The organism is Fluctibacter corallii, from assembly GCF_025751585.1.
GTDB classification, from domain to species: Bacteria; Pseudomonadota; Gammaproteobacteria; order Enterobacterales; family Alteromonadaceae; genus Fluctibacter_A; species Fluctibacter_A corallii.
Window position 1 is genome coordinate 73,399 of sequence record NZ_JAOWKX010000007.1, and the last position, 13,489, is coordinate 86,887.

The 13,489-nt window shown below is 42.6% G+C and carries 13 protein-coding genes; 6 read left to right on the forward strand and 7 right to left on the reverse strand.

The genetic code is table 11. The features are described from left to right. Window positions 1–57 precede the first annotated feature (57 nt). Window positions 58–489, reverse strand: coding sequence for a GFA family protein (locus OE749_RS13520; protein ID WP_263713001.1), 432 nt, complete (start codon window positions 487–489; stop codon window positions 58–60). Window positions 490–734: 245 nt separating this feature from the next. On the opposite strand from OE749_RS13520, the gene OE749_RS13525 reads away from it, so the two are divergent. The 3 genes from OE749_RS13525 (at window position 735) to OE749_RS13535 (ending at window position 3,876) form a co-directional block, all read left to right on the forward strand. Further along, window positions 735–1,127, forward strand: a complete 393-nt coding sequence (locus tag OE749_RS13525) for a DUF3718 domain-containing protein (protein ID WP_263713002.1) — start codon at window positions 735–737, stop codon at window positions 1,125–1,127. Between the two features lie 195 nt (window positions 1,128–1,322). Further along, the gene (locus OE749_RS13530) at window positions 1,323–3,344 is read left to right on the forward strand and encodes a methyl-accepting chemotaxis protein (RefSeq protein WP_263713003.1); all 2,022 of its coding nucleotides are present in this window, start codon (window positions 1,323–1,325) and stop codon (window positions 3,342–3,344) included. Between the two features lie 94 nt (window positions 3,345–3,438). Beyond that, entirely contained in the window at window positions 3,439–3,876 is a 438-nt protein-coding gene (locus tag OE749_RS13535; protein WP_263713004.1) for a hypothetical protein, read from the forward strand. Between the two features lie 106 nt (window positions 3,877–3,982). Here OE749_RS13535 and rplI read toward each other — a convergent pair whose 3' ends face one another. The 6 genes from rplI to OE749_RS13565 all read right to left on the reverse strand — a co-directional run bounded on the left by rplI (window position 3,983) and on the right by OE749_RS13565 (window position 11,403). Further along, entirely contained in the window at window positions 3,983–4,435 is a 453-nt protein-coding gene (gene rplI, locus OE749_RS13540) for a 50S ribosomal protein L9 (protein ID WP_263713005.1), read from the reverse strand. A gap of 28 nt (window positions 4,436–4,463) precedes the next feature. Continuing rightward, the gene (rpsR, locus tag OE749_RS13545; protein ID WP_263713006.1) at window positions 4,464–4,691 is read right to left on the reverse strand and encodes a 30S ribosomal protein S18; all 228 of its coding nucleotides are present in this window, start codon (window positions 4,689–4,691) and stop codon (window positions 4,464–4,466) included. Between the two features lie 18 nt (window positions 4,692–4,709). Then, on the reverse strand, window positions 4,710–5,099 hold the full coding sequence (rpsF, locus tag OE749_RS13550; protein WP_263713007.1) for a 30S ribosomal protein S6: 390 nt from the start codon (window positions 5,097–5,099) through the stop codon (window positions 4,710–4,712). A gap of 198 nt (window positions 5,100–5,297) precedes the next feature. Further along, window positions 5,298–6,188 (reverse strand): DMT family transporter, encoded by an 891-nt coding sequence (locus OE749_RS13555; RefSeq protein ID WP_263713008.1) that lies wholly within the window; start codon window positions 6,186–6,188, stop codon window positions 5,298–5,300. A gap of 154 nt (window positions 6,189–6,342) precedes the next feature. After that, window positions 6,343–8,652 carry a carbohydrate binding family 9 domain-containing protein gene (locus OE749_RS13560; protein WP_263713009.1) on the reverse strand — a complete coding sequence of 770 codons (2,310 nt, stop codon included), beginning with the start codon at window positions 8,650–8,652 and terminating at the stop codon, window positions 6,343–6,345. Between the two features lie 423 nt (window positions 8,653–9,075). After that, complete coding sequence (locus OE749_RS13565) at window positions 9,076–11,403, reverse strand: carbohydrate binding family 9 domain-containing protein (protein WP_263713010.1); 2,328 nt, start codon at window positions 11,401–11,403, stop codon at window positions 9,076–9,078. Between the two features lie 205 nt (window positions 11,404–11,608). Between OE749_RS13565 and OE749_RS13570 the strand changes: the two genes are divergently transcribed. Genes OE749_RS13570 through OE749_RS13580 form a run of 3 tightly spaced genes read left to right on the forward strand, consistent with a single transcriptional unit; the run spans window position 11,609 to window position 13,475 of the window. Next, entirely contained in the window at window positions 11,609–12,283 is a 675-nt protein-coding gene (locus OE749_RS13570; protein ID WP_263713011.1) for an energy transducer TonB, read from the forward strand. A 42-nt stretch (window positions 12,284–12,325) separates the two neighbouring features. Beyond that, window positions 12,326–12,883 (forward strand): RNA polymerase sigma factor, encoded by a 558-nt coding sequence (locus OE749_RS13575; protein WP_263713012.1) that lies wholly within the window; start codon window positions 12,326–12,328, stop codon window positions 12,881–12,883. Next, entirely contained in the window at window positions 12,876–13,475 is a 600-nt protein-coding gene (locus OE749_RS13580; RefSeq protein ID WP_263713013.1) for a hypothetical protein, read from the forward strand. Before OE749_RS13575 ends, OE749_RS13580 begins: the two co-directional genes overlap by 8 nt. The last annotated feature ends 14 nt before the right edge of the window (window positions 13,476–13,489 follow it).

Here is a 13,489-nt window from a genome sequence, read left to right on the forward strand (position 1 = left end):
AGGGCGCGCAATAAGCGCACTCTGCTATCGCAACCGTTTTGTCATCCTTACACTATATTAATTGGACGACTCTTGCATAAATGCCGCCATGGTCTCTGCCGCAGTCATGGTGTGCGTTTGATTACTAAAAGAATAGAAGTGTGGCTTTTCATCAATAAAAATTTGGTGTTCCATGTCCATATTGTCAGGAATAGTAAATAAACCCACCGAAAGAAAATATTGCCCAGTTTGCTGCACACGATAAAACAAATGTGAACCACAACGAGAGCAAAAAGCACGCTCGCCCCACTCAGAAGACGGGTAAGTCGTGAGACTATCTTTTCCCTCGATGGTAACATCCGTTTGCCCATCCGCTGTCATTAACGGGCCACCGCCCCATTTTCTGCACATTCCACAATGGCAGACACCCACAGCAGGCACAACGGTATTTGCCGTAACCGTTACATCACCACACAAACAACGTCCAGACAGCTTTATCGTTTCGCTCATGATCATTCCTTAGTTCACAGTTAGGTTATCGCTTAAGTACATCTCAACTTACCAAATTTAACTCCGGTAACCAGACACTAGTTCAACACTGGTTATTTGTACAGATAAATACTCGCTTTTGAGAAAAAACACATGTTATTCAAACCCATACCTAAGTATTAACATGCCGCTTTCGCATGCACGCTTTCTCAGGTCTAATGGCCGCCGTCAATAAGACCTATAATCCTTTTATTGGAGTGTTAACCATGTTGAAAGTAGTTAAGATTTCTCTTGCAGTAGCGGCTTTATCATTCGGTGCAAACGCATTCGCGAACGATGTTAATGCGGCTCTGTCTAACATCTGCACAATTGTACAGGCAGATGACAAAGGCGAACTTCGTAAAAAAATGAAGAAAGTTCAGTCTGATTACAAACTTAAACTTCAAGATTATTATTCAGGTGTGTCTTGCAGCGGCGAAAGCTTAATTCGTTTTGCCTTTCTTAACGGTGCCGTTGAGTCTGGATCATTGTTAATTAAAAAGATGCCAAAAAGCCAACTTAATGCACCTGAAGCAGACGGTAAAACGCTACGTGCTTGGGTCAGTGATAAAGGCCTAATGGACTCACCTATCGCAAAAGTATTGAACGACCGTATTTAGTTTCAACATGGTCGGTAAGCGACGGCTTACCACTTAAGAATCGGCTCCTCTACGGAGCCGTTTTTTTTTGTATTTCTGATAATTAACACACTTTCCTCTTTTCAATTTCCCCCCCAAAAACTGGCAAAGCTGGTATTTCAGCCTAAATTTAAACTAGCGTGGAAATCACAAGTTGAAATACAAACAGGGTGAAGAATGAGCAAGTTTCTCTCAAAGCACATTTCGGCAATTATTCTCTTACCTTCCATTATTCTGATTTTAATCAGCCTATTCGTAATGTGGAAAAACATTGTTGCATTACAGAATGAGTCAAAAGCATACGAAATTGTCGAGTTTTCGGAGGTGGTAAAAGACCTCGTCGGAAGCTTGCAAGTGGAACGGGGTATGTCATCAGGCTATTTAGGGTCTGGCGGTATGAAATTTGGTCAAGAACTACGCGACCACTACAACAAAACAAATATTGCCGTTACGAATTACAAAACCTTCGTTAAATCATTGGTGTTAGGTGAGGTAGGCCGAGATTCAAGCGCCAACATTCAAAAAGCATTGAATGACTTACAGCGTTTGGAAGAAGTGCGCGAAGGCGTGCAACAAGGGGCATTGCCCTTACAAGACACCCTCAAGTATTACACCCCACTGATTACTAATCTCATTCACGAGACCCTTGTCATCATGCGGGTGTTTGAGAATGCGCATGTCACCCGAGATCTCTCAACATTATTCGCACTTGAACAGGTAAAAGAGCAAGGTGGCATTCAGCGCGCCACCGTCAGTAATATTTTAGCTTCAAAATTTTTATCGGCAGAAAACCGTGATTTAGTCTCTAAACTAGTCGCAAAAGAAAGGGCGTATTTAGACACCGCTACGAGCTTAGCCATATACGAATTAAAGGATGATATTGAGCGCTTTATCTCTTCACCACAAAACCAATCAGCGGTGTCTTTACGCGACAAAGTTCTTACCGAAGCAGCCAACGGCCAATTTAATGAAACACCCGAATCTTGGTTTGCGGTTGCGACACAGCGGTTAAAAGCGTTAGGTGACTTGAATCAGCGTGTTATTGATGATTTAAAGAGCTATATGAATGACCTACACAGTGAGATGGTTTTATTCGTGATACTCGATGCCATTTTTATCGTGTTTGTGGTTGTATTAACTTATTTAGTGTACAAAACCATCGATACCATGGGACAGCAGGCTAGAGAAATAGACAGCACGCTGCGAGCTGTGCGAGCTAACAGTGACCTTACTCTAAAAATCCCTGTCATTAGCGAAGACTACCTAGGTAAATCAGCCAATCAAATGAATGAGCTACTAGATAAAATTGGCACAGACTTCTCACGTATCGCTCATATTACTTACAGTGCAGTGTCGTCAACCCATGATACAGTAGTAGCTGTTGTGCAAAGCGACACCAATATACTCCGACAACGCGACGAAAGCTCACAATCCACGACCTCAGTGGAAGAGTTAGCCGCCAGCATTGTTGACGTAGCAAAGCAAATTCAAGGTACCGCAGACTCCACCAAAGCAGCCAGTGATCTCGCCAAATCGGGCCGAGATGCCGTCACCGAAGTCGTAGAAAACATTGACGAAGTCGCGACAGAAGTGAATAACATTCGTGACAATATTGCGACCTTAAATGACGGGGTAGTAAATATTTCAAATTTTGTTACCGTGATCCAATCGGTTGCCGAACAAACCAATTTATTGGCCCTAAATGCAGCAATTGAGGCGGCCCGTGCGGGTGAACAAGGCCGCGGCTTCGCCGTGGTGGCAGATGAAGTACGCAGCTTAGCAAAGCGTGTTCAAGAAGCCACTGAAGAAATCAGCGAAATTATCAGCACGTTACAACGAGACTCTGAAACTGCAACACGGATGATAGAACAGGGCAAAGAGAAAACCGATCAGGCTGTCGATAACGCTAGAAATATTGAAGCGTTATTAGAGCAAATTGTTGAAAGTGTTGTCGCAATTCATGACATTTCATTCAGCATTAGCTCACAAGCTGAGGAGCAGGCCAGAATTACACAAAATGTTGCAACGAATGTCACCAAGATAGATGAAATGTCAGATCAAAATGCCAAAGGGACGCACCAGATCAGCCGCGCTGCCACCGCGCTTGCAGATGTCACCTCAGAGCTCGTTGAATTAATTGACGAATACCACTTTGACGACAAACAGAAACTATCGTTTCTAAATTTGCCCCATAAGTAGAGAAAAATACGCTGTTGCAGTATAAATAGCTCGCTAAGGGATGACCACATCCCTTACGCTATTCTGGGTTTAATATTTTCAAGGATACAAGGCAATGTCAGGATTTGAGGCAAGCGCACTGCACACAGAATGGAGCACACTTCAAGGGCAGTTTCACAGCTTCGAGAAAACCGCGGTACATTTAAAACTGGCCGGATTGATCGCTTTAGGTGTGTTGGTCTTTCACCGCCACTTTGATTACTTAATTGTGTTTATTACGGCGGCGCTATGGGTAACAGAAGGGATGATAAAAACCTATCAGGCTCGCATCTCGGATCGACTATTGGTAGTAGAAAAAGCCATCGCGGAACAACAGCATTACAAAGCCATGCAACTCAACACGATGTGGAGCGAACAACGCGCAGGGGGAGTAACTTTGATCATCTCATACATGCGCCAATGCCTGAAACCCACCGTCGCTTTCCCGCATATTTTTGTTGTGTTGCTCGCTTTAGTAGCAACATCAATACCGCTTCCCACTTTATCTCTTTGAAACCAGAACTGACTGGCATGAATGCGTAACGCATTCATTTAGCGACATATACAAAAAAACCGGCTCAAGAGCCGGTTTTCAAAACTGATTGATTCAAAAATGCGAATTACGCTTCTTGAATGATAACCAATTTAATCGTAGTCATTACATCAGAGTGCAACTGGATATCGATTTCGAACTCACCAGTTTCACGAAGCGTACCTTGTGGTAGCTTAACTTCTGACTTAGCCACTTCAACGCCTGCAGCAGTAATTGCTTCAGCGATGTCACGTGTACCTACAGAACCGAATAGTTTACCTTCGTCGCCCGCAGGAGCAGCGATAGTCACATTTTCAAGTTCACCTAGTTTAGCAGCACGCGCTTCAGCAGCAGAAAGCTGGTCAGCGATTTTTGCTTCTAGTTCAGCACGACGTGCTTCAAATTTTTCAACGTTTGCTTTTGTTGCTGGAACCGCTTTTCCTTGTGGGAAAAGGAAGTTACGAGCATAACCAGACTTAACGTTAACCTGATCACCCAATCCGCCAAGGTTGGCGATTTTGTCTAGTAGAATGATTTCCATCTTTGCTACCTCTTATTTACGCCAACAATTACTTATGAGAATCAGTGTAAGGAAGCAATGCTAGGAAGCGCGCACGCTTGATAGCAGTTGACAACTGACGCTGATATTTCGCACTTGTACCAGTAATACGGCTAGGTACAATTTTACCACTTTCAGTGATGTAGTTTTTAAGCGTAGCAATATCTTTATAGTCGATTTGCGCTACACCTTCTGCAGAGAATCGGCAGAACTTACGACGTCTGAAAAAACGAGCCATTATCCGTCTCCTTAATGATTATTCTTCAGAAGAAGCTGCTTCAGTAGCAGGCGCTTCTTCACGTTTCTCTTCACGCTTGTTCTCACGACGCTCTTCTTTCGCCATTGGAGATGGCTCAGTCACAGCGTTCTTAGTGCGCATAACAAGGTTACGAAGAACGATATCATTGAAACGGAAAGCAGTTTCTAGCTCTTCGATCGCTTCAGCAGATGCTTCTGCGTTGATAAGAACATAGTGTGCTTTATGAAGCTTTTCGATTGGGTAAGCCAATTGGCGACGACCCCAATCTTCTAGACGGTGGATAGTACCGCCAGCATTTTTGATGATCCCAGTATAACGCTCGATCATACCTGGAACCTGTTCACTCTGATCAGGGTGAACCATGAAAACGATTTCGTAATGACGCATCGTTGATTCCTTACGGTTGTAGTCTCGTGCAGCTCAGCCAGACTGTGTTGAGACAAGGAACAAAATAAAGTAGCTGATTTAAGGGCGCGCATTGTATATAAATCCCGCATCCAACACAAGATATATTTGCTGTATTGTCGCTATAGGATGGCGCTTCAACCTTAGTAACGACAAATGCTCAACACGCTCGCCACTCGGTTAATGAGGAATATGTTCCGCTCCAACCAACACGCCGACACCAATTAACGCTATCACTGACCAGATCAAGGTTTTCCGTTCAACCCGCTCACCTAACACTTTAGCTACGATAAGAGATAAAATGACACTGGTAGCAAACAAGGTTTGTACCACCGCTGCTTTGGTATTCGCAAACGCGACCATCTGCAAATACAGGGCTGCAAACGTACCGATAACGGTTGCGCCAGTAAACAGCACCCAAGTTTGTTTTGCGTTGTTAGTTTTAGGTAGCCACGTTTGACGCATCAACACCATTAATAGGACAATCATCACCATACCGCCCACTAGGCGAATCTGACTTGCATTGAAGGCATCAACGCCCGTTGATGTGAGAATATCTCGACTGATTACCGCGCCTACAGCCTGACACAATGCAGCTAAAGCGGCATAGACATATCCAGTCGCTTCAAAAAGCTTGGTAGTATCTTTCTTTTGAATTTTCACTACCATATCTACCGACAATATCACCAGTGCAATACCTGTCCATTGTTGCCAAGTGAGCCATTCTGAGATCCAAGCCATAGCCAATAATGCAGTAAAAATAGGAGCGAGAGTTTCGGCCACCAAAATGGACTGGCTATCGCCTATCTTGTTTAGCGCTTGGAAAAAGAACGTATCGCCTAATCCAATCCCAATCACACCGCTTAGCAACAACCAAAACATCGCTTCATTAGACAATGTATAGGCAGGTACAAAATAGGTTGTAATAATGAACAATATGCCAATTGCAGCTAGCCCTTTCCAGAAATTCAGGGCCAAAGGAGAAAAGCTCCTTCCTAATATCGCAAACATTCTGGCAGCTACAGCCCAACACAGTGCGGTACTTAATGCGGCAATTTCACCCGTAAACATAGGCTCTCTCTACTACTTGATTAGGTTAGACAATAATACTCAACTGAGAATGGCGGCTAGGGTAAAGATTTAAGCGCTAAAAGGCCAGCGAATGCCGACCTTTTATTTTGTTGAGCGGGTAATTTTGCGTCTATTTAGTCGCACTAAACATAGGTTAGTTGTACCACGCATAACTCACTTTCATGAATAGAGACTGTTCAGCTACTCTTCGATGTGGAACCTGATCATTTTGAACACCGAAATCAGAATATCCCAAAAAGAACTTAGTAAAAGGATTGACTTTGTAGGAGTACAGCAATTGAGTACCAAAATCTCTGTTGGTTTCATAAAAATTAGAGCCGACATAGTTTTCAAGATGCCGATCAACATCATTATATGCGAATGTAAGACGAATAAACTGTTCTTTATCAAATTGATACGTAATACGTGCATCAGTCAAACTGGCTGTAAATAGGTCACCCGAGTCCACATCAAAGTCCTGATAGGTATGGTGAACGTCTATCGTAGTATGAATACCTAAATTTATAAAAAATCGAGTTTGAGACATAAAATCGTCGCCCAAACGATTGTTAACAAAATCGATTTGTCTTCCAGTTCGAAAATACTGAGAAATATACATGGTCGAAATAGGGCGTGTTACTATCTGCATGTACCATTCGTGCTCATCAAACAATGCGCTGCTATCTTCTACTCGCAAAGATTCTGCAACACTTCGAAAGCCTACACGTTCACGATCAGAATAGCCCAATTCAAAGTACGTTTTGTAAATGCCCGTGACGATGACTTTGGCATCCCATTCCTGCTCAAGTAACTCCCCTGCTGAACTTTCTTTTTTCTCCCACGTTCCTCGGGCTTCTACTTCATTCCACCAACTGTTTTCCTCATACCACAGATAAGCGGCAGTCAATTTGTCTTTTACGGTATCAATGGCAGGTATATAGCCCAAGTCTGCACGAAAGTCTTCATCAAAGGATTCGCGCGAAGCGGTCAAATTCCAGTCTCTCTCAAAATGAGAATATTCCAATTTAAATGCTGCCCCACTGATCTCCTGCTCTTCTGTTCTCAACGGTGCTTCGTTAAACAACTCAGTTTGGCCACAAATATACTTGCAAAAGCGGTCTGAAAAATTTAAAGGGTACTCTGTATCCGATTTCAATACTTGCATCGTGATCGTATCTTGCTGTGTCAGGTCGTACTGCGCATCAACACCAAAGACATAATTGTGATAATTATCCGACTCACGCAATGTAGTGACTGCACCTATAGATAGTCCCGACGAATAATCATAACGATATCGTGCAGCTGCATTTGTTGACTCTTCATCAATAAAACCAATGGAAGACGAAATATTCCCAGGAACAAAGAAAGTGGTGCTCTCGTCATCCGCTACAAACACACCCAAGGTGTGACTTCCCATTCGTCCAGTCGCTTTTACACCATAATCAGGTGCCGACAAGTTTCGCGTATACACGATGTCTGTATACGTAGAAAAGTAGTCATTATTTTCTAGAAAAAATGGACGTTTTTCCTCATAGAACAACGAAAAGGGTGTGTTCACACTTAATTGTGCGACATCTGCCTCCACTTGGGAAAAGTCGGGATTGATTGTGCCCGACAGTGACACTTCTGGTGTAGGATTCCATTTTGCAGTAACACCGGCCTCGGCTCGCCCCTCATAATGCCAGTCATTGCCACTGGAAAGATCTCGAGAGCGTTGTCGGCCTGCGACAACAAACGGTGATACAACGGTATCACTTCCTTGAGATACATGTTTAAACCCCTGCACTCGCCCGTACTGACATAACAAGCAAGACTGGTCTCTGGAGTAAGGAACGTTCGCGAGCCTCATGTTTTCTTCACGAGGATAAAATCGCACTAAACGGATTCCCCACGTTTTAATATCTTGAGATTGTTCAAAACTGAATACTTCCAACGGTAGCGCAATTTCAACTTCGTACCCTTCGTTTGTAATACGCCCCGCTGATTGCCACGTTGCATCCCAACTGTAAGATTCTGTTCCCGTTAATTCGTTATAGATAGAGTCTGTCTGCACACCATAGGGGTTGACGTTAAATCGGTATGCGAGCCTATTGTCGTTAAATGTATCAATTTCTACTCCGACATTGTCGTGACTGATAACCAAATCTCGATCTCGATAGAGCGCATAAATACTTGCTGGATCGGGATCATACGCCTTGAACGCAACGTAAAGGTATTCACCATTTTCATATATCCATACATCGGTTTTAACGGGTGCCGGCTCGTTTTCATTTGGCCATGTCTGGTAGTCAAGCGTTTGCTTTAACGCATTGTCCCATGCAGCTTCATTGACATAGCCGTCGATGGCTATTCTGTCTGGCAAAGAGGGTAAAGTATGGGGGGGGACAGCATTACTATAGGCGAAAGACGGACCAAAAAAACAAGTCAATAACAGCGCCCACTTAAACAATTCCCGAATCAACATCAGCATATCCTTTGAAAAATAAACGGACTCAGCAAATCCTTAACTGAGCTATCCTCGTTTTTTACAATTCTCTACAAAGTACCTTCGCCCAAGCTGTGAAGGTAAAAATCCCACATTTATGAAATAGCAAATCAATAATGAAAAAATATCGAGTGAAATTTACAGCCTGAGAATACGATATCTCCAGTAGAGGTCACATCAACTTCAGGTAACGACTTAACAGCGAAATTTAATTACCCTAAGGTTAAAATGTTAACCCATATCTGTAGAGAATTGTACTAGTTTTTTAAAAAAAATGAAAAACTAGACTCACATTTTACTTGAGGTAAATATATTAACCATTGGCAGCAAAAGTCATCTTGCTGATACAACCACATACTCACTGCCAAAATGCTAAATAAAAGAGGACGACAAGACACTTTGTTAATTCAACCAAGCGTAGCTCAATTTCATAAAAATGGATTGCTCTGTAATTGTTAGATTGGGCACGTTGTCATCTTCAAACCCTGAACTTGAATAACCAACAAAGAACTTTGTCAGTGGGTTTAGTTTGTAGGAATACAGCAATTGAGCGCCAAAATCAGTACTTCGCGCATCGATGTCATTAGGATCCAAGTAATTTGCTTTGTTCCGCTCAATATCAGAATACACCAATATAAGGCGAATCAGTTGACGTTGGTCAATTTGATATGACAAACGGGCATCCGTCAGATTTGCAGTGTAAAGTCGCTCTCCCTCGACATCCATTGAACTGTATACATGCTCAATATCGATTTCAAAATGTTCACCTAAACTTAGCGTGATATTCGGTTCAACTGTCCACTCCTTGCCAAGTCGGTTATTCACAAAATCGATACGATCCCCATATCTGGCAAAGGTTTCAAAATAAACGCTAGAAGAAGGGCGGAAGTCAAAATATGTCCAAATAGTATCTTCGTGGAATAGCGTCGTATTGTTGTCTATCGCTAGTATGCTCCTATCGTGGCGCAGCCCTACGCGATCTCGTGTCTCAAAGCCAAGCTCAAACGATGATTGCATTCCCGCTTGCAGCAAAAATTGAATCTGTGACTCTTTTTCAAGCAACTCTCCATTATCAGTGTGATGGATGTCCCAATCACCGCTGATTTCAAATTCATTCCACCAGCTGTCTTCTGCATACCAAATATATCCACCGCCTATTACATCCGTGGTTTTATCAATACTTGAAACAAAGCCAAGGTCAGCGCGAAAACCGTCTCGCTTGGCATAGTGGTCATAACGGAAAAACCAATCTCGCTCTTCGTGACGATAATTAAGTTGATAGGCGATTCCCTGAAAACTATCCTCTTCTTTGGTACGCATAGCAGCTTCAGAAAAATCATCTTTTACCTGACAGTTGTCGTCACAAAAGTCCTTAAATAACGTATCCGGATATTCTGTGTCTGATCCTACCCATTGAATACGCAGCGTATCTTGGTGAGTTATTGCATATTTAGTGTCAAACCCCAACACGTAATTGTGGTAATGGTCGGCAGAGCGGAACGTATTAATTAAACCGAAAGACAAATCATCAGACACATCGTACCGATATCGCAACGCCACATTAATGGATTCTTCCTCTATGGTTGCAATAGAAGAGCCCAAGTTACCTGGTACAAGGAAGGTCGCATTCTCATCATTCGCAATAAAAACGCCAAATGTGTGATCATCTACTCTGCCCGTTACTTTGGCACCATAATCGGGTGCACCAATATTGCGGGTATACACCAGATTATAATTAGTTGAAAAGTAATCGGCATTTTCTAAGAAAAAAGGCCTTTTCTCGTCAAAAAACAATGCGAAGGTATTGTTAATACTCAACTGTGCCGCGTCAGACTCCACTTGCGAAAAGTCAGGATTGATGGTGGCTTGAAGCGAGATTTCTGGGGTAACCCCCCAATTAACATCAATGCCGACTTCGTTAGTATTTGAATCATCCCAAATTCGTGACTCATCCAAATCACGACTTCGTCCTTTTCCAACAACCAAAGTAGGAATAAGCGCCAGATTCTTGCCTTGCTTTGCGTCCTCAAACCCCTCAATTTCACCTAACTGACAGAGTGTGCAGGCATTGTTTCTATCGTAAGGAATATTAGAAATACGAAGCCGTGTCTCACGCGGATAAAAACGCACAAACTCCGCCCCCCAGGTTTTAGCGCCTTTACCCTCAGAGAAATTGAAAATACGTAATGGCAACGCAATTTCAACCTCAAATCCTTGTTGAGTAATACGCCCTTTTGATTCCCAAATGGCATCCCAGCTATCACTTTCTTCTTTGGTCATCTCATTTTCTATAGAATCCATTTGTATACCGTATGGATTTACAAAGAATTGATACGCAAGGCGACTATCATTAAAAGGATCGAGCTTTACACCAATCAGATCGTTACTCCAGACCTTATCTCGGTCACGATAAAAGGCACGTATATCATTAGGTTTAGGGTCAAAGGCGGTAAAAGCGAGATATAACGTATCACCACTTTCCATGATTTTTACTTCGGTTTTAACGGGTGGGGTCGTGTTTTCGTATGGCCGAGTAACGTAGTCGAGGGTAATGGTTTCGGCTTGCGCCCACTCTTCTTGATGAATAATGCCATCAATATTCACGTCCGTCTTGATGACCGGAACCTGATAAGTTTTATCTAAATTTTGCGCAAATAACGAGTACGAAAATGCCAATCCGCACACAATAACAGCCATGTGTAGGATCCCATTCCATGTTGTTTTATTCATTTTATCGTTCCTGACATTCCGCAACCGCGCAATAGTAAGGGCAAATAACCCTTTGGTTTTACAAAAATTTATACGTATTTTCTCGTATACAAGAGAAGAAAACACGAAAAAATCGATAAAGTACCGATACCAACCGACAAACGTTTTCACCCCATTTTGATTCGCGGTGCGTGGTAGTTATAAAAGCATAACAAGGAGCCAGTATATGATTGCTACAAACAGCAACGTCAGTCACGAATTAACATTTATCACTCAAAAAAGTGCATCCAACTCATCAATGATTCGAACATTATCTTCGATAGCATTGGCAGCCGCGGTCTCATTTGGCCTATTTGCAATGATGAACACACTCATCAAAAACGACCAAGCCTACATCGCGCCCACTGAAGGGCCAGTCGTTATTGATTTTTTGCCCGACATACAAGATGAAAATACTAACGAAAAGTCGCCTATGCCAAAGCAACCAGAGCCAATCGAAAGGCCTATTGAACGCAGAGAAATTGAACCGCTAGAGCCTAACGAAATGGGTTTTAACGGAGGACATGAGATTGTAAAACCCACTCATCCAAACAATTTAGTAGACAAAAATACGCTTCAATCAGGCGATAACGAAGCTAGACCGATTGTTCGAGTTGGCCCCAAATATCCCCCTGATGCGGCACGCAATGGCCTTGAAGGATGGGTGAAACTGTCATTCTCAATTAATACAGATGGTACAGTAATTAATGTTAATATCATCGATGCTGAACCTGCGAGAATATTCAATCGTGAAGCCAAGCGCGCACTGTCTAAGTGGAAATACAAGCCACAATTAATTGACGGAAAGCCAGTGATGAGAAATGGATTAGAAGTGATACTGCAATTTACACTAGAGAAATAGCAAAGCTAGTTATCCAGAATCAAGCAAAAAAAGGAGTATTGAATGAGTATCAGCCTTACAATAAAAACGCTCATCGGTATTGAAGTCACTCCTGAAATACTAATGGAACGCTACGCTGAGACAGGCGACGCAAAAGTATTATCACAGCTTTATGATGCATGCGCAGACGATTTGTTTCACTTTCTGGTTACGCACTCAGATTATACGCTTGCCAAAGATGTCGCACAAAAAACTTGGTTGAAAATAATCGAGAAGCGGCATCTATATAGGCCATCTGGTCGTTTCAAACCTTGGTTATTTACCATTGCCAGACGAACCTTGTTAGACGAATTTCGTGCCCAGTCGAAGTGTGTCGAATTAGACCAACTGTCGCTACACACAACGACGCCAAACATGACGGCAGAGAAAATAGAAGAACGCTTCGATCAAGTGTTAATGCAACTACCGTTTGTGCAACGGGAAGCATTTTGTCTTCAACAAGAGGGATTTAGCCTAAAAGAAATTAGTGAGATCACTAGCACTTCGGCGGAAACCATTAAAACGCGTATTCGCTACGCAAGAAAAACATTGCGTGACGCACTGGAGAATATTCATGAGTAAACAGACAAACTTGACGAAGACAGACGATAAACTAGATCTTGATAAGCTTTATCTGAATCGTAAACATCAACTCCGTATGCCACGTTCATCCAAACACGTTTTACTCCAACACGCTCGCGAAACGCGCATTTCTAACGGTTGGTTTAATCGATTATCTTTTTACGCGCTCGCAGCGAGCACCATGTTATTGGTCATGTTTGTATCATTTACACCTAATCAGTCGCCTTTAAACAATGCGCACCTTGTGACGAATGTAGAGCTTCATAGTATGCCCGTAGATAACATCAAACCCTCTATATCAGCAGAACTGACTCAACGCCGAGCTCAACATTACGCCGATTATATTGCGAAAGAGCAGACACTTAAGGCATATCGTCAGTCTTTCGCAAAAATTATGTCAACAAACAACGGGTTAGAACTGAAAACGTGTGACAATACTCGCTTATACCTAAGCCAAACGCTGGTAAATGCGTTGGCAAATATGAACAAGCTAGATAGTAACGTCAAGAAAGGCCAACAAGTTGCGATTGTATTCGACAAACAAGGAATAATTTTATCTATTTTGGAGCCCAAACAAGGGCCAATGTGTTAATCAAAATATGAGTC